We start from the raw sequence: 25,596 nt of genomic DNA, 5'->3' as shown, positions 1-25,596 counted from the left end.
GCAGCCCGGCCCAGGTGGCTCCCGAGTCCGAGGGCTGCGCTACAACGACCGCCTTACGCGGAACCTGCACCTTCCGGCGCCGTCGCGACGGCGGTCCCCGTGGCCGGGGCTGCCTCGCGGTCGGGCGCGAGCGGGTCGGTCACCGTGCCGGACTCCTCGTCGAAGAGCCCCTGCGCCAGCCTGGTCACCGCTGCGGGGACCGGCGGCGCCAGGTCGGCCACTACGCGGAGACCGGACAGGACGTCGTCAGGCCGAACGGCAGGTGTCACGTGCCGAACAACCAGCCGCAGTATCGCACAGGCCTTGTCCCCGGGCCTATCAGGCTGATGATCAAGGGCCCGCAGGTCGACGACGGCGGCGCGTGCGTCGAAGCTCCGCATGCCGTTCTTGGTGCGGCGCTCGACCTCGACGCTCTCGGCGGCGTTGAACGCGGCCACGGCCTTCTCGGCCTCGGCCGGCTCGACGCCGTCCAGCCGCAGTTCCCATACGGAGGCGGTCAGCCGGTCCGCGAGACCCGAGGTGCGGGCCTCGACGGCGTCGGTGATGTCCAGACCGTCCGGCAGCGAGTCGTTGAGCAGCTCGCGCAGGGTCCCGGGGTCACGGGCCTCGGTGAGGGCGATCTCCAGGAACTCGGCCTCGCTGCCGGTGCCGGTGGGTGCGGCGTTGGCGTACGAGACCTTGGGGTGCGGGGTGAAGCCGGCCGAGTAGGCCATGGGCACCTCGGAGCGGCGCAGCGCCCGCTCGAAGGCACGCTGGAAGTCTCGATGGCTGGTGAACCGGAGGCGGCCCCGCTTGGTGTAGCGCAGTCGGATGCGCTGCACCGCCGGTGCGGGCGGCGGGCCTTCGGGCTGTCGCTTGCCCAGTGGTTCTTCTCCTCGGTGCGGAGCGGACGCGGTGGCACGCCGCCCTCGAAATGCGGGTGGCCCGGGGTGTCCGGTCCGGCTCACCCCCGCGGGTCGGTTGTCGCTTTCCGCAGGGAGATCTCTGGTTCGGGCGCCGCGCTGGGCACAGTCGTTGTACTACCCAGAGTACGCGCAAGGACGCCCGCCGGTTCCCGGGGCTCGGGTTCGCGGGGCTCTCCGACCAGCGCCCGCCAGGCGTCCCGGCGGGCGCGGCGCACGGTCTCGCGGGCCGTGCGCAGGGTTTCCCGGGCGGTCCGCCCGATGGCGCGCGCCATCCGTCCGGCGGGCGCCAGCACGGCGTCGCGCAGGACGTGCCCGACCGGGGTGAGCACCGTGCGGTAGGCCCAGCGCGCGGGCGCGCCGACCAGGTACCAGGCGAGCCGGGCGAGGGCCCGGCCGACGGCCCGCGAGATCATTCCGGCGATCCGCCAGGCCACGGCGAACGCGGCGGCGGTCTCCCGGCCGAGCGGGGCCAGGACCGCGCGCCACAGCCACCGCAGCGGAGTGACGAGACCCACCACGACCAGCCACCGCAGCGCGGCCCACACCCCCCGGCAGCCGGCCGCCATGCCCCGGCCCAGCAGATCGAGGAGCCACCCGACGCCCCGGCCCAGCGGGGTGAGCACGTTCCGGTACGTCCACACCAGCGGCAGCACGAGCAGGTGCTCGACCAGCCACGCGGCGCCCCGGCCGAGCGGCACCAGGACGTGGCGCCACAGGGCGACGGCGGGGACGACGAGCAGCACGACGACCAGCCGGCGCGCGGCCGTGGCCGTCCACCGCCCGGCCGGGTCGATCAGCGACCGGTACACCCAGCGCAGCCCGTGGCCCATCGGGGTGAGCACATGGGCGTACAGCAGACCCAGCGGGGCGACGATCCCGTACCGCACCCCGGGCACCAGGACGTACCGCCAGAGCGCGACCCACGGCCACACCAGCACGGCGGCGGCGAGCCACAGCAGTCCCCGGCCGAGCGGGGTCAGGACCGCACGCCACAGCCATCGGGCCGGGGCGGCGACCAGGTTCTCCCAGAGCCGTGCCAGGGCGCGGCCCAGCGGGCGCAGGACCGCCCGGTCGGCGGCGCGGGCCGTCACGACCAGGGCGTCCCACACCATCCGCACCGGCAGGACGAGGACCAGGACGACGATCCGCACCGGAATCCTGACGAGCGTGGTCAGACAGCCGTCGCCGCCCTCGTAGTGCGCGGGCGCCTGGTGCGCGCCGTACCCGCTCCGCTCGGGGGCCCGGTGCTTTCCCTGTTCCATGCCCCTCATGACGCGAAGGCCCGGCCGGGGGTTTCCCCGGCCGGGCCTTCGTCACCGAGCTGTCACCCGGTCACGGCGCGCACGCGGCTACTTCACGACCGTCAGCGGCAGGAGCTTCTTGCCGGTCGGGCCGATCTGGATGCTGGTGTCCATCTGGGGGCAGACCCCGCAGTCGAAGCACGGCGTCCAGCGGCAGTCCTCGACCTCGGTCTCGTCGAGCGCGTCCTGCCAGTCCTCCCAGAGCCAGTCCTTGTCGAGGCCCGAGTCCAGGTGGTCCCAGGGCAGGACCTCCTCGTAGGTCCGCTCGCGGGTGGTGTACCAGTCGACGTCCACGCCGTACTCCGGCAGGGTCGCGTCGGCGCTCTTCATCCACAGGTCGTAGCTGAAGTACTCGCGCCAGCCGTCGAAACGGCCGCCGGCCTCGTAGACCGCGCGGATGACGGAGCCGACGCGGCGGTCGCCGCGGGAGAGCAGGCCCTCGACGATGCCGGGCTTGCCGTCGTGGTAGCGGAAGCCGATCGAGCGGCCGTACTTCTTGTCGCCGCGGATCTTGTCCCGCAGCTTGGCGAGGCGGGCGTCCGTCTCCTCGGCGCTGAGCTGCGGCGCCCACTGGAACGGCGTGTGCGGCTTGGGCACGAAGCCGCCGATGGACACCGTGCAGCGGATGTCGTTCTGGCCGGAGACCTCGCGGCCCTTGGCGATGACGTTGACCGCCATGTCACCGATCTGGAGGACGTCCTCGTCGGTCTCGGTGGGCAGGCCGCACATGAAGTACAGCTTCACCTGGCGCCAGCCGTTGCCGTAGGCGGTGGCGACGGTGCGGATCAGGTCCTCCTCCGAGACCATCTTGTTGATGACCTTGCGCATGCGCTCGGAGCCGCCCTCGGGGGCGAAGGTGAGGCCGGAACGGCGTCCGTTGCGAGTCAGCTCGTTGGCCAGGTCGACATTGAACGCGTCGACGCGGGTGGAGGGCAGCGAGAGGCCGATCTTGTCCTCGGTGTAGCGGTCGGCCAGGCCCTTGGCGATTTCACCGATCTCGGTGTGGTCGGCCGAGGAGAGGGAGAGCAGGCCGACCTCCTCGAAGCCGGTGGCCTTGAGGCCCTTGTCCACCATCTCGCCGATGCCGGTGATGCTTCGCTCCCGCACGGGGCGCGTGATCATGCCGGCCTGGCAGAAACGGCAGCCGCGGGTGCAGCCGCGGAAGATCTCCACGGACATCCGCTCGTGGACGGTCTCGGCGAGCGGGACCAGGGGCTGCTTCGGGTACGGCCACTCGTCCAGGTCCATGACCGTGTGCTTGGACACCCGCCACGGCACGCCCGACCTGTTCGGGACGACGCGGCCGATGCGGCCGTCCGGGAGGTACTCCACGTCGTAGAAGCCGGGGACGTACACCCCGCCGGTCTTCGCGAGGCGGAACAGCACCTCCTCGCGGCCGCCGGGGCGGCCCTCGGCCTTCCAGGCGCGGATGATCTCGGTGATCTCCAGGACGGCCTGCTCGCCGTCGCCGATGACCGCGCAGTCGATGAACTCCGCGATCGGCTCGGGGTTGAACGCGGCGTGGCCGCCGGCGAGCACGATCGGGTCGTCCAGGCCCCGGTCCTTCGCGGCCAGCGGGATGCCGGCCAGGTCCAGGGCGGTGAGCATGTTGGTGTAGCCCAGCTCGGTGGAGAAGCTGAGCCCGAAGACGTCGAACGCCTTGACGGGCCGGTGGCTGTCCACGGTGAACTGCGGCACCCGGTGCTCGCGCATCAGCGCTTCCAGGTCCGGCCAGACGCTGTAGGTGCGCTCGGCCAGGACGCCCTGGCGCTCGTTCAGTACCTCGTAGAGGATCATGACGCCCTGGTTGGGCAGCCCGACCTCGTAGGCGTCCGGGTACATCAGTGCCCAGCGGACGTCGCATTCGTCCCACGGCTTGACGGTGGAGTTGAGCTCACCGCCGACGTACTGGATGGGCTTCTGCACATGCGGGAGCAGGGCTTCGAGCTGTGGGAAGACCGAATCGACAGACATCGCGAACTTTCGAGAGCCGGCAGGGGTGACCATCCAGCGTACCTCGCTGCTCAGCCTCCGGAGGACCGCCGGATACGGGCCCGGGCCGCCCGGTGCCACACTCCGGGCAGCTCGCGCTCGGCCGCCGCGGCGGCCGCCTCCTCGCGCCCGTACACCAGACCCCAGGTGAACGACGGCTCGCCCGCAGCGTGCGCCTCTACGGCGAGGGCCCGCAGGGTCTCGCGGGCGACCACGCTGTCCTGGTGGTCGCCGAGGAGGCTCTGGACGGCCTTGAGCCGCTTGGCGGCCTTCTTCGCGGGCTTCCCCAGGGCGGGGCGGGCGGCCTCCGCCGCGTACCGGGCGCGCTTCGCGGCCTTGCGGGCGCTGTGCAGGGCGGCGTCCCGGTCCGGTCCGGGCGGCAGCTCCCGGGCGTGCGCCACGCGTCCGGCGAGGCGCTTGTGGTCCTTGCGCACGGCACGGGTCAGCTCGTCGCCGGGCGGGGCGCCGGCACCGGGCAGCAGCGGAGGAGCGGCGAGCAGGGCCTCCAGGGCCCGCAGCAGCTCCAGGTGGCGCGCGGAGTCCAGCACGGCGGTGACGCGGCGGCGCGAACCCCCGCGGCCCGCCGCCGACCAGAGCCGCAACCGGGCCTCGACCGGCCCGAGGGCCAGCGTGCGGGGCAGTGCGTCGAGCCGGGCGCGCAGCCGGGCGTCCAGGACCTCCTGGTCGCGGTCGACGCCCAGCTCCCCCGCGAGCCACTTCAGCTCGGCGCCGAGGGCGCGGGTGGCCTCGCGGTCCAGGACGCGGCGGTACGTGCGCAGGGTGCTGCGCAGCCGCCGGGTCGCGACGCGCATCCGGTGCACGGAGTCGGGCAGGTCCCTCCGCACGGCCGGGTCGAGCGCGACGATCGCCTCGGCCTGCCGGCGTACGTAGACCATGACGTGGTCGCCTGCGGTGCGCGGCTCGTCGTCGCGGGGGCTCGCGGCCTTGGGCGCCGTCTCCTCCAGCGCGCGGGCGAGCTTGGAGGGGGCCGCGGAGGGCCGGATGCCGGCCTCCTCCAGCGCGCGGCCGACGGTGTCGAGGAAGGCGGGGTCCCCGTCGTCGGCCAGCTCGACCTCGATCTCGGTCCAGGCGGCGGTGCCGTCGCCGCCGTGCAGCCGCTCCGCGCGGACCTCGTCGACGCTGAGCTCGGCCAGGGGCGTGCCGTCGGCACCCGTGAGCACGTGGACGTCGCGGGCGGAGAGGAGCCGGACCACGGGGACGACGGGGGCGCCCAGGGTCCGGGAGCGGATCAGGGCGGCGAGGCGGGGCGGCACGTCGTCGCGGAGCGGGGCGCGGATCTCGTCGCGGACGTCGGCGGCGACGGGGAGTTTCAGGTGCCAGCCGGCGTCCGGGCCTCCGGTGCGGCGGCGGAGGGTGACCCGGGCGGCGGCGAGGCGCAGGTCCTCGGTGTCGTAGTAAACGGCGTCCAGTTCCCCGACGCCCTCGTGCGCGACGGACCCGACCCCGGCCACCCGGCCCAGGTCGGGCACCCGGGTGGTGTCCGTGGCTTCGTACTTCCGCTCGACCTCGCGCTTGGAGTCCGCCATACGACGAACCTAACGCGCCCCGGGGAAACCGCTCAGGCCGTTATCGGCCGTTGCACCCGGATCGACTGGAGGAGCCCGATGGCCACCCAGACGGCGAACATCGAGGAACCGCCGTAGGAGACGAAGGGCAGCGGCAGTCCGGCGACCGGCATGATGCCGAGCGTCATGCCGATGTTCTCGAAGGACTGGAAGGCGAACCAGGCGATGATCCCGGCGGCGACGACCGTGCCGTACAGCTCGGTGGTCTCGCGGGCGATGCGGCAGGCGCGCCAGAGCACGACGCCGAGGAGGACCAGGATGAGTCCGGCGCCGAGGAAGCCGAGTTCCTCACCGGCGACGGTGAAGACGAAGTCGGTCTGCTGTTCGGGGACGAACTGGCCGGTGGTCTGGGTGCCGTGGAAGAGGCCCGTGCCGGACAGTCCGCCGGAGCCGATGGCGATCCGGGCCTGGTTGGTGTTGTAGCCGACACCGGCCGGGTCGAGCGCCGGGTTGGCGAAGGCGGCGAAGCGGGCGATCTGGTAGTCGTCGAGCAGTCCGAGCTGCCAGATGGCGACGCCGCCGGCGACGCCCGCGCCGAGGAGGCCGAAGACCCAGCGGTTGGAGGCGCCGGAGGCCAGCAGGACGCCGAGCACGATGACGACCATGACCATGACCGAGCCGAGGTCGGGCATGCCCATGACGATCACCATGGGGACGGCGGCCAGCCCGAGGGCCTTGGCGACGGTCCGGTGGTCGGGGTGGACCTGGTCGCCGGCGTCCACCCGGGCGGCGAGCAGCATCGCCATCCCGAGAATGATCGTGATCTTGGTGAACTCGGAGGGCTGGAGGGAGAAACCTCCCGGCAGCAGGATCCAGGCGTGCGCGCCGTTGACGGTGGCGCCCAGCGGGGTGAGCACCGCCAGGACGAGCACCACGGAGAGCCCGTAGAGGATCGGGACGGCCCCGCGCAGGGTGCGGTGGCCGAGCCAGATCGTCCCGGCCATCAGCGCGAAGCCGATGCCGGTGTTGAGGGCGTGGCGGAGGAGGAAGTAGTACGGATCGCCGTGGGTGAGCGAGTCGCGTCCCCGGGTCGCCGACCAGACGAGCAGCGAGCCGATGAACGAGAGCGCGATCGCCGAGCCGAGCAGGGGCCAGTCCAGCCGGCGCACGACGGAGTCGCGTGCCATGAGCCGGCCCCAGCCGGAGCGCTCCGGGCCGTAGCGCGGGACGGAGAACCCGGCCATCAGTCACGCCTCCCGAGCACCGCGGCGAGCGTCTGCTCGCCCTGCGGCTTCTGCGAGTCGGGGTTGTACGGCTTGATCGTCGGGGCGTCGATGGTGCCGTCGGTCTGGATCTTCGGCAGGGACTTCTGGGGCGTCGGCAGGAGGGCCTTCTTGAGGTCCTGCTTGCCCGAGGCGTCGAGGCCGTAGAGCGCGTTGTAGATGTTGCGGACGGCGGGGCCGGACGCGCCGGACCCCGTACCGCCCTGGGAGATCGTCATGACGATCGAGTAGTCCTTGGTGTACGTGGCGAACCACGAGGTCGTCTGCTTGCCGTAGACCTCCGCGGTACCCGTCTTGGCGTGCATCGGGATCTTGTCCTGCGGCCAGCCGCCGAATCGCCAGGCGGCGGAGCCGCGGGTCGCGACACCCGCGAGGGCTTCGTCTATCTCGTCGCGCGTCTTCTTGGTGAACGGCAGCTTCCCGTGCGACTTGGGCGCGATCTCCTGGACGGTCTTGCCGTCGCCGCTGACGATCGCCTTGCCGACGGTGGGGTCGTAGAGGGTGCCGCCGTTGGAGATGGCCGCGTAGATCGTGGCCATCTGGATCGGGGTGACGAGGGTGTCGCCCTGGCCGATCGAGTAGTTGACGGAGTCACCGGCGCGCATCTTGTCGCCTTCGAGGCAGTTCTCGTAGGCGATCTTCTCGACGTACGTGCCGTCCTTCTTGCCCTGCTTGCACCAGGCGTCGTGGTTGGCGGCGGCGAACTTCTTCTTCCACTCGCGGTCCGGGACCCGGCCGCTGACCTCGTTGGGGAGGTCGATGCCGGTCTCCTTGCCGAGGCCGAACTGGTGGGCGGTCTTGTAGAACCAGTCCTTCGGGTTCTTCTTCGGGCTGTTCCCGCCGTCCTTCTGCCACTCCTGGTGGGCGAGGCCGTAGTAGACGGTGTCGCAGGAGACCTCCAGGGCGCGGCCGATGGTGATGTCGCCGTAGCCCTGGGACTCGAAGTTCTTGAAGGTCTGGCCGCCGATGGAGTACGAGCTGGGGCAGGGGTAGTGCCCGTCGAAGGGGTATCCGGCGTTGACGGCGGCGGTCGAGGAGATGACCTTGAAGATGGAGCCGGGTGCGGCCTGGCCCTGGATGGCCCGGTTGAGCAGCGGGAAGTTGGAGTTCTTCCCGGTCAGCTTGGCGTAGTCCTTGGCGGAGATGCCGCCGACCCAGGCGTTGGGGTCGTAGTTGGGCAGCGAGGCCATGGAGACGACGCGGCCGGTCTTGGCCTCCATGACGACGACGGCGCCGGAGTCGGCCTTGTAGTTCTCACCGGTGTTGTTGTCGAACTCGGTGCGGGCGATCTTCATCGCCTGGTTCAGCTCGTACTCGGCGACGGCCTGGACCCGGGCGTCGATCGAGGTGATCACACTGGAGCCGGCCTCCGCCTCGTCGTTCTTGGCGTGGCCGATGACCCGGCCGAGGTTGTCGACCTCGTAGCGGGTGACGCCCGCCTTGCCGCGCAGCTCCTTGTCGTACGTGCGCTCCAGGCCGGAGCGTCCGACCATGTCGGAGCGCAGGTACGGCGAGTCGGTGTCCTGGGCCTTGGTGATCTCCTCGTCGGTGACGGGCGAGAGGTAGCCGAGGACCTGGGCGGTGTTGGCCTTGCCGGGGGCGGCGTAGCGGCGGACGGCGGTGGGTTCGGCGGTGATGCCGGGGAAGTCCTCGGCGCGTTCGCGGATCGTCAGGGCCTGCTGGGTGGTGGCCTCGTCGGTGACCGGGATCGGCTGGTAGGGCGAGCCGTTCCAGCAGGGCTGCGGGGTCTTCGCGTCGCACAGGCGGACCTTGTCGAGGACCTCCTTGGGCTTCATGCCGAGGACGCCGGCCAGCCGGGTCAGGACGCCCTTGCCGTCGTCGTCCATCTTCAGCAGCTCGGTGCGGCTGGCGGAGACCACGAGCCGGGTCTCGTTGTCGGCGAGCGGCACCCCGCGCGCGTCGAGGATGGAGCCGCGCGCGGCGGGCTGGACGACCTGCTGGACGTGGTTGTTCTTGGCCTCGTCGGAGTACTCCTGGCCGTTGCGGATCTGGAGGTACCAGAGCCGGCCGCCCAGGGTGAGCAGCAGCGAGAAGACGAGGACCTGGATGACGACGAGGCGGATCTGGACCCGCTGGGTCCGGCCCGTCTCGGGGATGTTGGTCACGGGGCGCCCCCGGTGGTGGTCGGGCTGGTCGGGGCCGCGGTGCGGGCGGCCCCGGGCTGGTGCGGCCTCACAGTCGCTTGACTCCCTTGATGCGTCCGGCGCGGGCGGCCCGGTTGCGGGCGGCCTTCACGCGCAGTCCGCCGCGCTGGCTGCCGATCCGCAGACCGGAACCGGCGGCGAGCCAGCCCGCGGCGGCGTCCCCGCGGCCGGAGGAGGACTCGGTGAGCGGATCGTGCACCGTGCGTCTGGCCATCGCCATGATCAGCGGAACGGTGAACGGGGCGAGCAGCAGGTCGTACACGGCGGCGGTGAACAGCAGGCTGCCCAGGCCCACATGGCGGGCGGCCGTGTCGCCGACGAGGGCGCCGACGCCCGCGTACAGCAGCGTCGAGCCGATCGCCGAGGCGACGACCACGGCCATCGGCACGAAGGCCGACCTGAGCTGCCCGTTCTCGGGCCTGGCCAGTCCGGCGAGATAGCCGATCACGCAGAGGACCAGGGCGTAGCGCCCGGCGGCGTGGTCGGCCGGGGGTGCCAGGTCCGCGAGGAGCCCGGCACCGAAGCCGATCAGGGCGCCGCTGACGTGCCCGTAGACGAGGGCCAGTCCGACCACGACCATGAGCAGCAGGTCCGGGACGGCGCCGGGGAGCTGGAGCCTGGCCAGGACGGAGACCTGGACGACCAGGGCGATCACGACCAGGAGGACGGAGAGCAGAGTCCGGTGGAGGCGCATGGGGATCAGCTCTACCTCTGTTCGTTGACCGCGTTGCCGGCGTTCGGTGTGGCGTTCCCGCTGGGATCCGGGCTCGCGGATGGGCTCTGGTGGATGTTGCCGACCACGTTGCCCTCGGTGTCGACGATGTCGCCGTTGGGCGAGATGGTGACGGTGACCGTGGGGGTGGGCTTCGGCTTGGCCGGGGCCTTCGGCTTCTTCGGCAGGACCATGTCGCGGGGGTCCTCGCGCGGGGCCTGGACGACGATGCCGACGATGTCGAGCTTGGTGAAGCCGACGTACGGACGGACGTAGACGGTACGGGTCAGGTCGCCGCCGGACGGGTCGACCCGGACGACCTCGCCGACCGGGACACCCGGCACGAAGGGCTTGTCCTTGCTGGAGCCGAAGGTGACGAGCCGGTCGCCCTTCTTGACCTTGGCCTTGCCGTTCAGGAACTGGACGGAGAGCGGGCGGGAGCCCTGGCCGGTGGCGAAGCCGAGTTCGTCGGTGGACTCCATGCGGGTGCCGACGGTGAAGTCGGGGTCGTTGGCCAGCAGCACCGTGGCGGTGTCGGGGCCGACGGTGGTGACGCGGCCGACGAGTCCGTCCCCGTTCAGCACGGTCATGTCGCGCTTGACGCCGTCCTTGGTGCCGGCGTCGATGGTGACCGTCCAGGAGAAGCCCTGGGCCGCTCCTATGGCGATGACCTCGGCGGCCTTGATGCCGTACTGGCCGGCGGCCGACTTCTTCAGCATCTTGTCGAGCTCGCGCACCCGGTTGCGGTTGCGGTCGTCGCTGCCCAGCTCGGCCTTGAGCGCGGCGTTCTGCTTCTCCAGCTCGGCGATCTTGTCGTGGCGGCTGCCGGAGGCGCGGACGGCCCCTATGGCGTTGCCCACCGGGTCCACCGCCGCCGCCACACCGTTCTCCACCGGTCCGAAGACCGTCGCGGCGGCCTGCCGGGCGCCGTCCACCGGTGACGCCTCGCCGCCGCGGATGTCCACCGTGATCAAAGCGAATGCGATGGCGATCAGCAGCACCAGGAGCAGCCGGCTCTCTCGTGTGTCCCTCACGTGCGGCGGCCGTGCCTTCCTCGTAGGAATGTTCGTGCCTGTATATCAACGATCCTCCGCGCGGAGCGGCAGCGTCCGCGCGGAGGGCGTGGTGTTCTAGCGGCGGGGCTGGGCGTCCAGCACCTGCTGGAGCGCCTCGAACTCCTCGACGCACTTGCCGGATCCGAGGGCCACGGAGTCCAGCGGGTCCTCGGCGATGTGGATCGGCATGCCCGTCTCGTGGCGGAGCCGCTCGTCCAGGCCGCGCAGCAGCGCGCCGCCGCCGGTCAGGACGATGCCCCGGTCCATGACGTCGCCGGACAGCTCCGGCGGGCACTTGTCCAGCGTCGTCTTGACCGCGTCGACGATCGCGTTGACCGGCTCCTCGATGGCCTTGCGGACCTCGGTGGCGGAGATGACCACGGTCTTGGGCAGCCCGGAGACCAGGTCGCGGCCGCGGATCTCGGTGTGCTCGTCCTTCTCCAGGTCGTAGGCCGAACCGATGGTGATCTTGATCTGTTCGGCGGTCCGCTCACCGAGCAGGAGCGAGTACTCCTTCTTGATGTGCTGGATGATCGCGTTGTCCAGTTCGTCACCGGCCACGCGGATCGACTGGGCAGTGACGATTCCGCCGAGCGAGATGACCGCGACCTCGGTGGTGCCGCCGCCGATGTCCACCACCATGTTGCCGGTGGCCTCGTGGACCGGCAGACCCGAGCCGATCGCGGCCGCCATCGGCTCCTCGATGATGTGGACCTGGCGGGCGCCGGCCTGGGTCGACGCCTCGATGACGGCGCGCCGCTCCACCCCGGTGATGCCGGAGGGCACACAGACCACGACCCGGGGGCGGGCCAGGTAGCGCCGCTTGTGGATCTTCAGGATGAAGTAGCGGAGCATCCGCTCGGTGATTTCGAAGTCGGCGATCACGCCGTCCTTCAGGGGCCGTACGGCGACGATGTTGCCCGGCGTACGGCCGATCATCTTCTTGGCCTCGGAACCGACCGCGAGAATGCCGCCGGTGTTGGTGTTGATGGCCACGACGGACGGCTCGTTCAGGACGATGCCGCGCCCCCTGACGTACACCAGCGTGTTGGCAGTCCCGAGGTCGATAGCCATGTCACGGCCGATGAACGACATTGAGTTCCCCTTGTTCCCCATGAGGATGCGTCGGGCCTTCCCAAGCGAAAGCGATGATGGCTTGTTTTGGTAGGCGAGATGAGCGCTGCGGGCGTGGAAGCTTCCATCGTAGTGCCGGAAACACCGACACAGCGCGAGGGCCCTTCGCCATGCTGGGCAGAACGGGTGGCCGTTCCACTCATGGTGACGTTACGTCGAGGGGATGCGTTCCCGCGATCCGGGACCCTATGCCGAAGGGCGACCGAATTAATTCGGTCGCCCCAGGTCATGAGCGCTGTTCGGCTGATCCGCAATCAGGAGAGACCGGGAAAGAACAGCTTCATTTCCCGCTCCGCGGACTCCTCGGAGTCCGAGGCGTGGATGAGGTTCTCCCGGGTGATCGTGCCGAAGTCGCCGCGGATCGATCCGGGCGCGGCGGCGATCGGGTCGGTCGGGCCGGCCAGGGCGCGGACGCCCTCGATGATCCGCTCGCCCTCGGCCACCAGCGCGACGATGGGGCCGGACAGCATGAACTCGACCAGCGGCTCGTAGAACGGGCGGCCGACGTGCTCGGCGTAGTGCTGCTCCAGCGTGGCACGGTCGAGGGTACGCAGCTCCAGCGCCGTGATCTTCCAGCCGGCCTTGCGCTCGATGCGGCCGACGATCTCGCCGACCAGACCGCGACGGACGGCGTCGGGCTTGAGAAGAACGAGGGTGCGCTGGGTCATGTGCGGCTCCTTGCAGGCATACGGGTGCGGTGAGGCGAGATTACAGGGGGCGGCCGGCGGGCGGAGCGCCGGGCTCAGCCGCCGGTGGCAGCCTGAGCCTCCTCCTGGGCGGCCCAGCGGGCCTTGGCCTCGTCGATCCTGCGACCGTAGTGCACCGAGGCCCACCACAGGCCGCCGAAGGCCAGACCCAGGATGAACATCATCGGAACCACGAATCCGCTGGCGACCAGCGCGGCCTGGAGCACCCAGCCCAGCTGCACGCCGCCCGGGCGGGTGATCATCCCGCACAGCAGCACGGAGAGCAGCATGCCGACGCCGCAGACCGTCCAGACCGTGGCGGACGTCAGGTCGTCGGACTTCATCGCGACGAGTCCGGCGAAGCCGATGACGAAGAATTCACCGATCAGGGTCGAAGCACAGAGCGTACGCACTCGGGTCAGCGCCTTCCCAGAAGCAGCCGGGCCTCGCCGACCGTGATCACGGAACCGGTCACCAGCACCCCGGCGCCCGCGTACTCGTCCTCCTCCTCGGCGAGGGTGATCGCCGCCTCCAGCGCGTCGTCGAGCCGTGGCTCGACCTGGACCCGCTCGTCGCCGAAGACCTCGACGGCCACGGCCGCCAGGGCGTCCGCGTCCATCGCGCGCTCGGTGGAGTTCTGCGTGACGACGATCTCGGCGAAGATCGGCTCGAAGGCCTCCAGGAGCCCCCGGACGTCCTTGTCGCCGCTGGCGCCGACCACGCCGATCAGCCGGGAGAAGCCGAAGGCCTCGGACAGTCCCTCGGCGGTGGCGCGGGCGCCGGCCGGATTGTGCGCGGCGTCGAGGATCACCGTGGGGCTGGAGCGGACCACCTCCAGACGGCCCGGCGAGACCACCGAGGCGAAGGCGCGGCGGACGATGTCGGCGTCCAGCGCGCCGGGCCGCTCGGCGCCGACGCCGAAGAACGCCTCGACGGCCGCCAGGGCCACCGCCGCGTTGTGCGCCTGGTGGGCGCCGTACAGCGGGAGGAAGACCGTGTCGTACTCGCCGCCGAGACCGCGCAGCGTCAGCAACTGGCCGCCGACCGCGACCTCCCGGGAGACGACGCCGAACTCCATGCCCTCGCGGGCCACGGTGGCGTCGGCCCCGACGGCCTTCTTCAGCATCACCTGGGCGGCGTCGACGGGCTGCTGCGCCAGGATGACCGTGGAGCCCTGCTTGATGATCCCGGACTTCTCCACCGCGATCTCGCCGGGCGTGGAGCCCAGGCGGTCGGTGTGGTCCAGGGAGATCGGGGTGACGACGGCGACCCCGGCGTCGATGACGTTGGTCGCGTCCCAGCTGCCGCCCATGCCGACCTCGACGACCGCGACGTCGACCGGGGTGTCGGCGAAGGCCGCGTACGCCATGCCCGTCAGCACCTCGAAGAAGGAGAGGCGGTAGGGCTGCTGCGCGTCGACCATCTCGACGTACGGCTTGATGTCCTCGTAGGTGGCGATGAACCGCTCCGGGTCCATCGGGGCGCCGTCCAGGCTGATCCGCTCGGTGATCGACTGGACGTGCGGGGAGGTGTACCTCCCGGTGCGCAGATCGAAGGCGCCGAGCAGGGCCTCGATCATGCGGGCGGTGCTCGTCTTGCCGTTGGTCCCCGTGATGTGGATCGACGGGTAGGCGCGCTGGGGCTCGCCGAGCACGTCCATCAGCGCGGCGATCCGCGCCACGGACGGCTCCAGCTTGGTCTCGCCCCAGCGTCCGGCGAGCTCCTGCTCCACCGCGCGCAGCGCCTTGTCCACCTCCGGGTCGGCGGGACGGGCTGGGACCTCGTCGGCCTGCGGCGGGCCGGAGGCGGCGCGCAGCGTACGGCTCCCGGCCTCGATCACCGCCAGGTCGGGGTCGCGCTGGGTCGCTTCGCCGACGATCTCCGCGAAGGCGTCGTCGGAATCGGAGGCGTCGTGCCGGTCGTCGGAAGGGCGGGGCTCACTCACGGGCCCCAGTCTACGGACCGCCACCGACAACGCGCGCAGCCGCCCGGGGCGGCGGCACGGCCCGCGCCGGCCGGAACGGCGAAGCCCCCGCGCGCCCGGTCGGTCGGGTGCGCGGGGGCTCCGTGCTCAGCACATCAGCCCTGGGGCAGTCCGGCCAGCTGGCCGGTGATCCGCTCGATGTCGGCCTCGGCCTTGGCGAGCCGGCCGCGGATCTTGTCGACCACGTTGTCCGGGGCCTTGGCCAGGAACGCCTCGTTGCCGAGCTTCCCGGTGGCCTGCGCCTTCTCCTTCTTCGCCGCCTCCAGGTCCTTCGTCAGCCGCTTGCGCTCGGCGCCGACATCGATCGTGCCGGACAGGTCCAGCGCGACGGTCGCCCCGGCGACGGGCAGCGAGGCGGTGGCGTGGAAGCCCTCGCCGGCCGGCTGGAGGCGCAGCACCTGGCGGATGGCCGCCTCGTGCGGGGCGAGCGGCGTCCCGGTCAGGGTCAGCTCGGCCGGGACCTTCTGGCCGGGCTGGAGGCCCTGGTCGGTACGGAAGCGGCGGACCTCGGTGACGAGCTGCTGGACGAGCGCGATCTCCCGCTCGGCCGCGGGGTCGCGGAAGCCCGAGTCCTTCGGCCACTCGGCCACGACGACGGACTCGCGGCCGGTGAGCGCGGTCCACAGGGTCTCGGTGACGAAGGGGACGATCGGGTGGAGGATCCGCAGCAGCTTGTCCAGGACCTCGCCGAGGACCCGGGCCGAGACCTTGGCGGGCTCGCCGCCGGCGAAGAACGTGGTCTTGGACAGCTCGACGTACCAGTCGAAGACCTCGTCCCACGCGAAGTGGTAGAGGGCGTCGGACAGCTTGGCGAACTGGAAGTCCTCGTAGTACGCGTCCGCCTCGGCGACGACCGTGTTGAGCCGGGAGAGGATCCACCGGTCGTTCGCCGACATCTGTTCGGCGGGCGGCAGCTCGCCCTCGGTCGTCGCGCCGTTCATCAGCGCGAAGCGGGTGGCGTTCCAGATCTTGTTGGCGAAGTTGCGGGATGCCTTGACCCAGTCCTCGCCGATCGGGACGTCGGCGCCGGGGTTGGCGCCGTTGGCCAGCGTGAAGCGGACCGCGTCGGAGCCGTAGGCGTCCATCCAGTCGATCGGGTCGACGGCGTTGGGGTTCGACTTCGACATCTTCTTGCCGAACTCGTCGCGGACGAGGCCGGTCAGCGCGACCGTCTTGAACGGGACCTCGCCGTCCATCGCGTACAGGCCGAACATCATCATCCGGACGACCCAGAAGAAGATGATGTCGTGGCCCGTGAGCAGGACGTCGGTCGGATAGAACTTCTCCAGGTCCGGGGTCCGCTCGGGCCAGCCCAGCGTGGAGAAGGGCCACAGCCCGGAGGAGAACCAGGTGTCGAGGACGTCCTCGTCCTGCGTCCAGCCCTCGCCGCTCGGCGGCTGCTCGTCGGGACCGACGCAGACGACCTGGCCCTCGGGGCCGTACCAGACGGGGATGCGGTGGCCCCACCACAACTGGCGCGAGATGCACCAGTCGTTGAGGTTGTCGACCCAGTCGAAGTACCGCTTCTCCATGTCCTTGGGGTGCAGCGCGACCCGGTCCTCGCGGACCGCGTCACCGGCGGCCTTGGCGAGCGTCTCGACCTTGACCCACCACTGGAGCGAGAGGCGCGGCTCGACGGTCGTCTTGCAGCGCGAGCAGTGCCCGACGCTGTGGGTGTACGGGCGCTTCTCGGCCACGACGCGGCCCTGCTCGCGCATGGCGGCGACGATGGCGGCGCGGGCCTCGAAGCGGTCGAGCCCCTCGAACGGGCCGGGCACCGTGATGATGGCCCGCTCGTCCATGACCGTCAGCATCTCCAGGCCGTGGCGCTGGCCGATGGCGAAGTCGTTCGGATCGTGGGCGGGCGTCACCTTGACGGCGCCGGTGCCGAACTCGGGGTCGACATGGGTGTCGGCGACGACCGGGATGGTGCGGTCGGTCAGCGGCAGCTTGATCCGCTTGCCGACGAGGTGGGCGTAGCGGGCGTCGTCCGGGTGGACGGCGACCGCGGTGTCGCCCAGCATCGTCTCGACGCGGGTGGTCGCGACGACGAGGGTCTCGTCGCCCTCGCCGTACGTCAGCGAGACGAGCTCGCCGTCGTCGTCCTGGTAGTCGACCTCGATGTCGGAGATCGCGGTCAGACAGCGCGGGCACCAGTTGATGATGCGCTCGGCGCGGTAGATCAGGCCGTCGTCGTACAGGTTCTTGAAGATCGTCTGGACGGCCTTGGAGAGGCCCTCGTCCATGGTGAAGCGCTCACGCGTCCAGTCGAGACCGGCACCGAGGCGGCGCAGCTGGCCGAGGATCCGGCCGCCGTACTCCTCCTTCCACTGCCAGGTCTTCTCGACGAAGGCATCCCGGCCGATGTCGTGCCGGGACTTGCCCTCCTCGGCGAGCTGCTGCTCGACCTTGTTCTGGGTGGCGATGCCCGCGTGGTCCATGCCGGGCAGCCAGAGGGTCTCGAAGCCCTGCATGCGCTTGCGGCGCGTGATCGCGTCCATGAGCGTGACCTGGAAGGCGTGGCCCAAGTGCAGGGCGCCGGTGACGTTCGGCGGCGGGATGACGATCGTGAACGGAGGCTTCTCGCTCTTGGCGTCCGCCTCGAAGTAACCGCGTTCTACCCAGCGCTCGTACAGCGTCCCCTCTACCGCGGCCGGCGTGTACTGGGTCGGCAGTTCGGGGGTGCTGGCTGGCTTGTGCGCTGCGTTGTCGGTCACGCACCACAGTTTAGAGCCGTCACAGGAGTGCACTGAAACGGGATTGTTCGGTAACGGTGTACCTCCCGGTGCTCCACACGCGCGAAGCTTCCGCCAGGATGTTCGGAACGCGTAAGCATCACGAACAGGGGACACCGCAATGAGCTACAACCAGCCGGGCCCGTACGGCGGCCAGCCGCCGCAGGGCCAGCCCGGACCGTACGGCGGTCCCCCGCAGGGCCAGCCCGGCCCCTACGGCCAGCAGCAGCCCGGCCCGTACGGCCAGCAGCCGCCGCAGGGCCAGCCCGGGTACGGCTACCCGCAGCAGGCGCCCCAGGGCGTCCCGCAGCAGCAGCCGGGCTACGGCTACCCCCAGCCCCAGCAGCCCGGCCCCTACGGCCAGCAGCCCCCCACGCCCCCGTACGGCGGCCAGCCGGCCTACGGCCAGCAGCCGGGCTTCCCCCCGGCCGCGCCCAAGAAGAAGACCGGCCTCGTCGTCGGCGTCACCGTGGTCGCCCTGGCGGTCATCGCCGGCGGCGTGTACTTCCTGACCTCGGGCGGCGGCGCGAGCAACAGCGATGTCGCGGACTCCACGAAGGGGTACAAGCTGACGCCCGCGGCGACGCTGGACGGCTACAAGAAGCAGCCCAGCTCCGGGGAGTCCGGTGCGGCGACCGGCGAGGAGAAGACCAGGCTCGAAGGGCTCGGCATCAAGGACCCGCAGAAGGCGGGCAGCGCGTACCAGTCGGGATCCGAGTCGAACCCGATGGGCACGAAGTCGATCACGCTCTCGGGTTACTGGGGCGATGTCACCGACCCGGCGAAGGTCATCGACAACGCGTTCAACAACGCGGAGTCGGACTTCAAGAAGGGCGAGAACGGGATGGACGTCCAGCTCGTCGGCAGCCCCAAGGCCGTCACGCCGGACGGCTTCAAGGGCGCCCTCATGAAGTGCCAGGACCTCAAGATCACGAACAAGGAGGGCGACGGGACCATGGCGAAGGGGCCGAAGGAATTCCAGATCCCCGTGTGCGTCTGGGCCGACTACAGCACCGTCGGCACCGTGCTCGGTGTGGACGTGGCGCTGTCGATGTCCGGCAAGGGCATGAGCCAGGACGATGTCGCCGGCATCACCGCCAAGCTCTACAACACCTCCCGCACCAAGATCTGACCCGGCGGCAACGCGAAGGGGCGCCCCGCCGGATCAACCGGCTGGGCGCCCCTTCGCGTACGTGACGGAGGGAAACGGCCGCTACGCGGACTTCTCGTGCCGGCCCTCGTCGCCCTTGCCGATCGTGCGGGGTTCGCGCGGGACCAGGGTGGGGTTGACGTTGTTGCGGACGACGTCGGCGGTGATGACGACGCGGGCGACGTCCTTGCGGGACGGGACCTCGTACATCACGGACTGGAGGACTTCCTCCATGATCGCGCGCAGGCCGCGGGCGCCGGTCTGGCGGAGGATGGCCTGGTCGGCGATGGCTTCGAGGGCCTCGCGCTCGAAGTCCAGCTCCACGCCGTCGAGTTCGAAGAGGCGCTGGTACTGCTTGACCAGCGCGTTGCGCGGCTCGATGAGGATCTGGAGGAGGGCCTCGCGGTCCAGGTTGTGGACCGAGGTCAGGACGGGAAGGCGGCCGATGAACTCGGGGATCATCCCGAACTTCACCAGGTCCTCCGGCATGACCTCCTGGAACTGGTCGCTCGCCTGGATCTCCCGCTTGGAGCGGATCGTGGCGCCGAAGCCGATGCCCTTGGCACCGGCCCGGGACTCGATGATCTTCTCCAGGCCGGAAAAGGCGCCGCCCACGATGAACAGCACGTTCGTCGTGTCGATCTGGATGAACTCCTGGTGCGGGTGCTTCCGGCCGCCCTGCGGCGGGACGGAGGCGGTGGTGCCCTCAAGGATCTTGAGGAGGGCCTGCTGGACGCCCTCGCCGGAGACGTCCCGGGTGATCGACGGGTTCTCGCTCTTGCGGGCGACCTTGTCGATCTCGTCGATGTAGATGATCCCGGTCTCGGCCTTCTTGACGTCGTAGTCGGCGGCCTGGATCAGTTTCAGCAGGATGTTCTCGACGTCCTCGCCGACGTAGCCGGCCTCCGTCAGCGCCGTCGCGTCGGCGATGGCGAACGGGACGTTGAGCATCCGGGCCAGCGTCTGCGCGAGGAGGGTCTTGCCGGAGCCCGTGGGGCCCAGCAGCAGGATGTTCGACTTGGCGAGCTCGATCGCGTCGTCGCGGTTCCCACCGCCGCCGTTCTCGCCGGCCTGGACCCGCTTGTAGTGGTTGTACACAGCGACCGAGAGGGCCTTCTTCGCGGGCTCCTGCCCGACGACGTACCCCTCCAGGAACTCGTAGATCTCGCGGGGCTTGGGAAGCTCCTCCCAGCGCACCTCGCTCGTCTCCGCGAGCTCCTCCTCGATGATCTCGTTGCAGAGATCGATGCACTCGTCGCAGATGTACACACCGGGACCCGCGATGAGCTTCTTCACCTGCTTCTGGCTCTTTCCGCAGAACGAGCACTTGAGCAGGTCGCCGCCATCACCGATGCGTGCCACGAGGTGCTTCCCCTTCGCCTGGGAGACGCCTGGTTCAGCGGCTCCTGGTGCCTCTATCCGACGGTACCTTGCCTGGCCCCCCGTTCGGGCCCCCCTTGGCACGGTTCACACGGCCGGGGCCGGACGGGCGGACCGGGCCAAGGGGTAAAGGCCGACGTCAGGCGGCCGCTCCGGCCGCGCTCTTGCGGGTCGACACGATCTGGTCGATCAGACCGTAGGCGAGGGAGTCCTCCGCCGTCAGGATCTTGTCGCGCTCGATGTCGTCGCGGATCTTCTCGATCGGCGTGGTGGAGTGCTTGGCCAGCAGCTCCTCCAGCTGGGTCCGCATGCGCAGGATCTCGTTGGCCGCGATCTCCAGGTCGGAGAGCTGCTCACGGCCGGTCTGCGAGGACGGCTGGTGGATCAGGACGCGGGCGTTGGGCAGCGCCATGCGCTTGCCCGGCGTGCCGGCGGCGAGCAGCACGGCGGCGGCGGAGGCGGCCTGGCCCATGCAGACCGTCTGGATGTCCGGCTTCACGAACTGCATGGTGTCGTAGATCGCGGTGAGCGCGGTGAACGAGCCGCCGGGGCTGTTGATGTAGATGGAGATGTCCCGGTCCGGGTCCATCGACTCCAGGCACAGCAGCTGCGCCATGACGTCGTTGGCGGACGCGTCGTCGATCTGCACGCCGAGGAAGATCACGCGCTCCTCGAAGAGCTTCGCGTACGGGTCGTACTCGCGCACGCCCTGCGAGGTCCGCTCCACGAAGCGGGGCACGATGTAGCGGTTGTCCACCTGCGGGCCGGTGTAGAGGCCGCTCGCGGAGGCGCCGGGGAAGTTGTTCATGTGGGTGTTCACCATCCTGGTGGCGTTCTGTGGGCTGGGGTCTCGGCGTACGAGAGACGCGGTGCGGTGGGCGCTGTCCGGGAGGCCCGGATCAGGCGCCGGTGCCGCCGCCGCCCGGAACGCCCGATGCGATCGTGATGATCTCGTCGATGAGGCCGTACTCCTTGGCCTCCTCCGCGGTGTACCAGCGGTCGCGGTCGCCGTCGCGGATGATCGTCTCCACGGTCTGGCCGGAGTGGCGGGCGGTGATCTCCGCCATGCGCTGCTTGGTGCGCAGCAGGTACTGGGCCTGGATCTTGATGTCCGAGGCCGTACCGCCGATGCCGGCCGAGCCCTGGTGCATGAGGATGTCGGTGTTCGGGAGCGCGAAGCGCTTGCCGGCGGTGCCGCCGGTGAGCAGGAACTGGCCCATCGAGGCCGCCATGCCCATCCCGATGGTGACCACGTCGTTCGGGATGTACTGCATGGTGTCGTAGACGGCCATGCCGGCCGTCACCGAGCCGCCGGGGCTGTTGATGTAAAGGTAGATGTCCTTCTCCGGCTCGGCGGCAAGGAGGAGGAGCTGTGCGGTGATCTTGTTGGCGATGTCATCGTCGACCTGCTGACCGAGGAAGATGATGCGCTCGCCGAGCAGTCGGCTGTAGACCTGGTCACCGAGGCCTCCACCGAGGGACGGCTCACCGGCGGCGTAGGGCATCAGATTCGTCACGTATCCACCTGCTCGTCTCTGACGGCTCCGGCCGTCTCAGCGTCTTCGTACCGGGGTGGGCCGGGACTCCCCGACCCTTCCTCTTCATGGACCCTAACGCGCAGGTGGGACAACGCCATCCCGCTTCCGCAACTGTTCGCTGGGAGCGCAAGGTCCGCAGTCCGCACAAGGGTTGTGGGGGCATGCGGGGATACGACGACGGGCTCCGGACACCAGGTGTCCGGAGCCCGTCGGGCGGATGGTGAGCGAGGCTCAGGCCCCGGTCTTCTCCTCGGCGGGGGCGTCGGCGGCCTCGACCGTCTCGGCGGTCTCGTCCTCGTCGTCCTCCAGGTCGACGACCTCACCGTTGGTGTCGACGACCTTGGCGGCCTCGACGACCACGGCGAGCGCCTTGCCGCGGGCGACCTCGCCGACGAGCATCGGCACCTGGCCGCCCTCGACGACGGCCTGGGCGAACTGGTCCGGGCTCATGCCGGAGGAGGCGGCACGCCGCATGAGGTGCTCGGTGAGCTCCTCCTGGTTGACGTTCAGCTTCTCCTTGTTGACCAGCTCGTCGAGGATGAACTGGGTCTTGATGCCCTTGACGGCCTGCTCGGAGGTCTCGGCCTCGAACTCCTCGAGCGTCTTGCCCTGGATCTCCAGGTACTTGTCGAGGGTCAGGCCCATCTGACCGAGCTGGTGGTGCTCCAGGTTGTGCTTGCGGGTCTGGATCTCGTCCGCGAGCAGCTTCTCCGGGATCGGGACCTCGGCGAGCTTCAGCAGCTCCTCCAGGACGCGCTCCTGGGCCTGGGTGGCCTGGTCGTACTGCTTGGTGTTCTCCAGGCGCTTGCGGCTGTCGGCCTTCAGCTCCTCCAGCGTGTCGAACTCGCTGGCCATCTGGGCGAAGTCGTCGTCGAGCTCGGGGAGCTCGCGGGCGGCGACGGCGGTGACCTTGACGGTGACCTCGGCCTCCTTGCCCTCGGCGGAGCCGCCCTTCAGCTCGGAGGTGAAGGTGGCCTCGGCGCCGGCCTCCAGACCGGTCACGGCCTCGTCGATGCCTTCGAGGAGCTCACCGGAACCGATGGTGTACGAGACGCCCTCGGCGACGCCGTCCTCCAGCACCTCTCCGTCGACCTTGGCCTGCAGGTCGATCGTCACGACGTCGCCCTCGGCGGCGGCGCGCTCGACCGGGTTGGTGGAGGCAAAGCGCTCGCGCAGCTGCTGCACGGCCTTCTCGACGTCCTCGTCGCTGACCTCGAGGGCGTCGACGGTGACCTCGATGCCGGAGTAGTCCGGGATCTCGATCTCGGGGCGCACGTCGACCTCGGCGGTGAAGGCCAGCAGCTCGCCGTCCTTCAGCTCCGTGATGTCGACCTCGGGCTGGCCGAGGACGTTGAGCTCACCCTCGTTGACGGCCTCGGTGTAGAACTTCGGGAGCGCGTCGTTGACGGCCTCCTCCAGCACAGCACCCCGGCCGAACCGCTGGTCGATGACCCGGTTGGGGATCTTGCCCTTGCGGAACCCCTTCACCGTGACCTGCTGGTTGATCTTCTTGTACGCCGCGTCGAGGCTGTCCTTGAGCTCCTCGAAGGGCACCTCGATGCTGAGCCGAACCCGGGTCGGGTTCAGGGTCTCCACGGCGCTCTTCACGGTTCGGTCTCCTTGGTGGCTGACTTCTTGGGGTTCTGCTCCACCGCTTCACAGGCGGCTTCGCCGACCGAGCCCGGTACATCAGACACACGGGCACGCATTTTGCATAGTAACGGCAAGGGGGAGGACTCCCACAACGCGATCTTGCCGGTGGTCGGGGTGGCCGGATTCGAACCGACGACCTTCCGCTCCCAAAGCGGACGCGCTACCAAGCTGCGCCACACCCCGTCGGTGCGACACGTAGGGTACATGCAGAAGGGGCGCGCACCGGCCGGTTTCGGCGGGCTCGCCGGGCCCCGCGCCGCGCGGCTCGCGATGGGGTGTGCGGGACGCGCCCGCGACCCGCTACGATGCTTCCCGTACCGCGGTCCCGGCGACCTGCGGTGCACCGCATGCGGGCGTAGCTCAATGGTAGAGCCCTAGTCTTCCAAACTAGCTACGCGGGTTCGATTCCCGTCGCCCGCTCCACCGACGCGAAGGGCCCGGTCCGAACGGACCGGGCCCTTCGCGCTGCCCGGCCGCGGCCGGACCGACGGGTCAGAAGCTGATCTGGTTGATCGTCTCGGCTATCGAGTTCATGAACCTGTTGATCGACGGAGCCATGCCGGTCGATGCCAGGAAGAAGCCGAAGAGCACGGCGACGACCGCGGGGCCGCCCTTGATGGAGCCGCTTCGGATCATGACCACCAGGATGATCGCCAAAAGAAGCACCACGGACAGTGAAATGGCCACGACTGTTCACACCCTCGGTCGGTCCGCCTTGCCGGCCCGGAGAGGTGCGGCCGCGCACTCCTCCGTTCCGTCCATGGTGCCACCAACTGCCCTGTGGTTGCTGCCGGGTGACGAATCGACCTGTCGATATCACGCCATCTTGCGCCCCCTGCGCCCCCCGCGCGCCGGTCGCGCCGCCGGGACCGCTCCGGCCGCCCCTCCCCGGGGCCCGGCCGGCCCCGGGGAGGGGCGGCCGGACGAGCCCCCGCCAACAGGCCCTCATATGCAACGGTGATCGTTTCTGTACCCACACGGTTTATTCACATGCAATTCCGAGACGCCGACGAACGGGAATTCACCCTCATAAAGGGTGGGTGAAATGCCCCATTTAAGAGGGGTAAGTAGGGGCATTTCGGGCGCGAGTTGTCGGTTTGAGAGGCATCTTCGCGGGCAGCCGGGATATTCGAACGCGGTTTTACGCACTGCAATCGAGACGTCTAGGGTGCTTGAGATGTTCCACGCTCCGCACGCATTTCAGAGGGCCCCGCTCCCATCGGCGACCCGGGAGTCGGAGCCCAGACCGGACACACCGGCGACCACCGCGGACCGGCCCGATCAGGCCGCCGCGACGAAACGGCGGGATGCCTACTTCGACAACGCCAAGTACCTGGCCATCGTGCTCGTCGCGGTGGCGCACTCCTGGGTGCCCGTCATGGACGGGAGCCGGGCCGCCCGCGCGCTGTACATGGTGACGTACACCTTCCACATGCCCGCGTTCATCATCATCTCGGGTTATTTCTCACGGTCGTTCGACATGAGTCCGGCCAAGGTGAAGCGGCTGGTCACCGGGGTGGCCGTGCCGTACGTGGTGTTCGAGACCGCGTACTCGCTCTTCCGGCGGTACGCCGACGACGCCGACGCCCCCATCAGCCTCACCGAACCCTGGTACCTCACCTGGTTCCTGGCGGCGCTGTTCGTCTGGCGTCTCACCACGCCGATCTGGCGGAGCCTGCGCCACCCCCTGGCGGTCTCCCTGGTCATCGCCTGCCTCGCGTCGTTCGCGCCCAGCATCGGCAACGATCTCGATCTGCCGCGCGTCCTGCAGTTCCTGCCGTTCTTCGTGCTGGGGCTCCAGCTCACGCCCGAGCACTTCCGCCTGGTGCGCCGCCGCGAGGTGCGGATCCTGGCGGTGCCGCTGGTCGCGGGAGCGGTGGTCTTCGCGTACTGGGCAGCCCACCGGATGCAACTGGACTGGTTCCTGCGGAACAACAGCGCCCAGGACACGGGCAACCCGTGGTGGTACGGCGTGGTGATGACGCTCGCGCTGTTCGGCTGCGCGCTCCTGCTCACCGCCGCGTTCCTTTCCTGGGTGCCGCGCCGCCGCATGTGGTTCACGGTGCTCGGCGCCGGGACGATCTGCGGCTATCTGCTGCACGGCTTCATGGTCAAGGGCGCCGAGTACTCCGGCCTCATCGACCGGAACGAGTGGCTGGTCTCCCCGACCGGCCTGGTGCTGGCCACGGTCGTCGCCTCGGCCGGGGTGACGCTGATGTGCACGCCTCCGGTGCGGCGCGTGCTGCGGTGCGTGACCGAGCCGGACATGGACTGGGCGTTCCGCAAGGACGCCGCCAGGATCTGAGCACGAGCCCGTCCCGGGCACCCGGACACGGCGGCGCCCGGCCCCCCCCCGGGGGGGGGCGCCGCCGGGGGGGGTAGATAACAGGGGGCCGC

At 70.1% G+C, this 25,596-nt stretch carries 20 protein-coding genes and 2 tRNA genes; 3 read left to right on the top strand and 19 right to left on the bottom strand.

The window, feature by feature from the left end:
• Positions 1 to 53: 53 nt before the first annotated feature.
• The 13 genes from ACWCXC_RS14230 to ACWCXC_RS14170 all read right to left on the bottom strand — a co-directional run bounded on the left by ACWCXC_RS14230 (position 54) and on the right by ACWCXC_RS14170 (position 17,460).
• Entirely contained in the window at positions 54 to 821 is a 768-nt protein-coding gene (locus ACWCXC_RS14230; protein ID WP_450888867.1) for a TIGR03936 family radical SAM-associated protein, read from the bottom strand.
• A gap of 122 nt (positions 822 to 943) precedes the next feature.
• On the bottom strand, positions 944 to 2,167 hold the full coding sequence (locus ACWCXC_RS14225; protein ID WP_450888865.1) for a hypothetical protein: 1,224 nt from the start codon (positions 2,165 to 2,167) through the stop codon (positions 944 to 946).
• Positions 2,168 to 2,254: 87 nt separating this feature from the next.
• Positions 2,255 to 4,180: a TIGR03960 family B12-binding radical SAM protein gene (locus ACWCXC_RS14220; RefSeq protein WP_450888863.1), complete on the bottom strand. Its 1,926-nt coding sequence runs from the start codon at positions 4,178 to 4,180 to the stop codon at positions 2,255 to 2,257.
• A gap of 50 nt (positions 4,181 to 4,230) precedes the next feature.
• Positions 4,231 to 5,745 carry a CYTH and CHAD domain-containing protein gene (locus tag ACWCXC_RS14215; protein ID WP_450680213.1) on the bottom strand — a complete coding sequence of 505 codons (1,515 nt, stop codon included), beginning with the start codon at positions 5,743 to 5,745 and terminating at the stop codon, positions 4,231 to 4,233.
• A 32-nt stretch (positions 5,746 to 5,777) separates the two neighbouring features.
• Positions 5,778 to 6,968, bottom strand: a complete 1,191-nt coding sequence (gene rodA, locus ACWCXC_RS14210; RefSeq protein ID WP_450680214.1) for a rod shape-determining protein RodA — start codon at positions 6,966 to 6,968, stop codon at positions 5,778 to 5,780.
• A complete protein-coding gene (mrdA, locus tag ACWCXC_RS14205) occupies positions 6,968 to 9,133 on the bottom strand; it encodes a penicillin-binding protein 2 (protein ID WP_450680215.1) in 2,166 nt (721 codons plus the stop codon). Before mrdA ends, rodA begins: the two co-directional genes overlap by 1 nt.
• Positions 9,134 to 9,200: 67 nt before the next feature.
• Positions 9,201 to 9,866 (bottom strand): rod shape-determining protein MreD, encoded by a 666-nt coding sequence (gene mreD / locus ACWCXC_RS14200; protein ID WP_383633349.1) that lies wholly within the window; start codon positions 9,864 to 9,866, stop codon positions 9,201 to 9,203.
• An 11-nt stretch (positions 9,867 to 9,877) separates the two neighbouring features.
• Positions 9,878 to 10,918 (bottom strand): rod shape-determining protein MreC, encoded by a 1,041-nt coding sequence (gene mreC / locus ACWCXC_RS14195; protein WP_450680216.1) that lies wholly within the window; start codon positions 10,916 to 10,918, stop codon positions 9,878 to 9,880.
• Between the two features lie 96 nt (positions 10,919 to 11,014).
• On the bottom strand, positions 11,015 to 12,034 hold the full coding sequence (locus tag ACWCXC_RS14190; protein ID WP_383633355.1) for a rod shape-determining protein: 1,020 nt from the start codon (positions 12,032 to 12,034) through the stop codon (positions 11,015 to 11,017).
• Between the two features lie 293 nt (positions 12,035 to 12,327).
• Complete coding sequence (gene ndk, locus ACWCXC_RS14185) at positions 12,328 to 12,741, bottom strand: nucleoside-diphosphate kinase (RefSeq protein WP_450680217.1); 414 nt, start codon at positions 12,739 to 12,741, stop codon at positions 12,328 to 12,330.
• 74 nt (positions 12,742 to 12,815) lie between these two features.
• Complete coding sequence (locus ACWCXC_RS14180; RefSeq protein WP_450680218.1) at positions 12,816 to 13,172, bottom strand: DUF4233 domain-containing protein; 357 nt, start codon at positions 13,170 to 13,172, stop codon at positions 12,816 to 12,818.
• Between the two features lie 5 nt (positions 13,173 to 13,177).
• Positions 13,178 to 14,704 carry a bifunctional tetrahydrofolate synthase/dihydrofolate synthase gene (folC, locus tag ACWCXC_RS14175; RefSeq protein WP_450888859.1) on the bottom strand — a complete coding sequence of 509 codons (1,527 nt, stop codon included), beginning with the start codon at positions 14,702 to 14,704 and terminating at the stop codon, positions 13,178 to 13,180.
• Between the two features lie 134 nt (positions 14,705 to 14,838).
• Complete coding sequence (locus tag ACWCXC_RS14170) at positions 14,839 to 17,460, bottom strand: valine--tRNA ligase (RefSeq protein ID WP_450680220.1); 2,622 nt, start codon at positions 17,458 to 17,460, stop codon at positions 14,839 to 14,841.
• 139 nt (positions 17,461 to 17,599) lie between these two features.
• Between ACWCXC_RS14170 and ACWCXC_RS14165 the strand changes: the two genes are divergently transcribed.
• Positions 17,600 to 18,610, top strand: a complete 1,011-nt coding sequence (locus tag ACWCXC_RS14165; RefSeq protein WP_450680221.1) for a hypothetical protein — start codon at positions 17,600 to 17,602, stop codon at positions 18,608 to 18,610.
• 81 nt (positions 18,611 to 18,691) lie between these two features.
• Here ACWCXC_RS14165 and clpX read toward each other — a convergent pair whose 3' ends face one another.
• The 5 genes from clpX to ACWCXC_RS14140 form a co-directional block, all read right to left on the bottom strand.
• Entirely contained in the window at positions 18,692 to 19,990 is a 1,299-nt protein-coding gene (gene clpX / locus ACWCXC_RS14160; RefSeq protein WP_450680222.1) for an ATP-dependent Clp protease ATP-binding subunit ClpX, read from the bottom strand.
• A gap of 157 nt (positions 19,991 to 20,147) precedes the next feature.
• A complete protein-coding gene (locus ACWCXC_RS14155; protein ID WP_383633374.1) occupies positions 20,148 to 20,831 on the bottom strand; it encodes an ATP-dependent Clp protease proteolytic subunit in 684 nt (227 codons plus the stop codon).
• A gap of 76 nt (positions 20,832 to 20,907) precedes the next feature.
• Positions 20,908 to 21,513 carry an ATP-dependent Clp protease proteolytic subunit gene (locus ACWCXC_RS14150; RefSeq protein ID WP_164495234.1) on the bottom strand — a complete coding sequence of 202 codons (606 nt, stop codon included), beginning with the start codon at positions 21,511 to 21,513 and terminating at the stop codon, positions 20,908 to 20,910.
• A 264-nt stretch (positions 21,514 to 21,777) separates the two neighbouring features.
• Positions 21,778 to 23,154 (bottom strand): trigger factor, encoded by a 1,377-nt coding sequence (gene tig / locus ACWCXC_RS14145; RefSeq protein ID WP_450888855.1) that lies wholly within the window; start codon positions 23,152 to 23,154, stop codon positions 21,778 to 21,780.
• Positions 23,155 to 23,305: 151 nt separating this feature from the next.
• Positions 23,306 to 23,382, bottom strand: a tRNA-Pro gene (locus tag ACWCXC_RS14140).
• Positions 23,383 to 23,548: 166 nt separating this feature from the next.
• On the opposite strand from ACWCXC_RS14140, the gene ACWCXC_RS14135 reads away from it, so the two are divergent.
• Positions 23,549 to 23,622: transfer RNA gene (locus ACWCXC_RS14135), tRNA-Gly, on the top strand.
• Between the two features lie 69 nt (positions 23,623 to 23,691).
• On the opposite strand, the gene ACWCXC_RS14130 is transcribed toward ACWCXC_RS14135, so the two are convergent.
• The gene (locus ACWCXC_RS14130) at positions 23,692 to 23,886 is read right to left on the bottom strand and encodes a hypothetical protein (protein WP_450680224.1); all 195 of its coding nucleotides are present in this window, start codon (positions 23,884 to 23,886) and stop codon (positions 23,692 to 23,694) included.
• Positions 23,887 to 24,376: 490 nt separating this feature from the next.
• Here ACWCXC_RS14130 and ACWCXC_RS14125 point away from each other — a divergent pair, with 490 nt between their 5' ends.
• Positions 24,377 to 25,504, top strand: coding sequence for an acyltransferase family protein (locus ACWCXC_RS14125; protein ID WP_450685884.1), 1,128 nt, complete (start codon positions 24,377 to 24,379; stop codon positions 25,502 to 25,504).
• Positions 25,505 to 25,596: the final 92 nt, after the last annotated feature.

The organism is Streptomyces sp. NPDC001515, assembly GCF_053597115.1.
The sequence above is the reverse complement of the archived record's forward strand: the minus strand, read 5'-3'. Positions and strand labels throughout refer to the sequence as shown.

What these genes read in the sequence shown, in the direction of transcription:
- mreD (WP_383633349.1), bottom strand. Translation starts at nt 9,866, where the DNA reads ATGCGCCTCCACCGGACTCTGCTCTCCGTCCTCCTGGTCGTGATCGCC.
- ACWCXC_RS14190 (WP_383633355.1), bottom strand. Translation starts at nt 12,034, where the DNA reads ATGTCGTTCATCGGCCGTGACATGGCTATCGACCTCGGGACTGCCAAC.
- rodA (WP_450680214.1), bottom strand. Translation starts at nt 6,968, where the DNA reads ATGGCCGGGTTCTCCGTCCCGCGCTACGGCCCGGAGCGCTCCGGCTGG.
- ACWCXC_RS14225 (WP_450888865.1), bottom strand. Translation starts at nt 2,167, where the DNA reads ATGGAACAGGGAAAGCACCGGGCCCCCGAGCGGAGCGGGTACGGCGCG.
- ACWCXC_RS14215 (WP_450680213.1), bottom strand. Translation starts at nt 5,745, where the DNA reads ATGGCGGACTCCAAGCGCGAGGTCGAGCGGAAGTACGAAGCCACGGAC.
- ACWCXC_RS14125 (WP_450685884.1), top strand. Translation starts at nt 24,377, where the DNA reads ATGTTCCACGCTCCGCACGCATTTCAGAGGGCCCCGCTCCCATCGGCG.
- ACWCXC_RS14165 (WP_450680221.1), top strand. Translation starts at nt 17,600, where the DNA reads ATGAGCTACAACCAGCCGGGCCCGTACGGCGGCCAGCCGCCGCAGGGC.
- ACWCXC_RS14150 (WP_164495234.1), bottom strand. Translation starts at nt 21,513, where the DNA reads ATGCCCTACGCCGCCGGTGAGCCGTCCCTCGGTGGAGGCCTCGGTGAC.
- ACWCXC_RS14220 (WP_450888863.1), bottom strand. Translation starts at nt 4,180, where the DNA reads ATGTCTGTCGATTCGGTCTTCCCACAGCTCGAAGCCCTGCTCCCGCAT.
- ndk (WP_450680217.1), bottom strand. Translation starts at nt 12,741, where the DNA reads ATGACCCAGCGCACCCTCGTTCTTCTCAAGCCCGACGCCGTCCGTCGC.
- ACWCXC_RS14155 (WP_383633374.1), bottom strand. Translation starts at nt 20,831, where the DNA reads ATGGTGAACACCCACATGAACAACTTCCCCGGCGCCTCCGCGAGCGGC.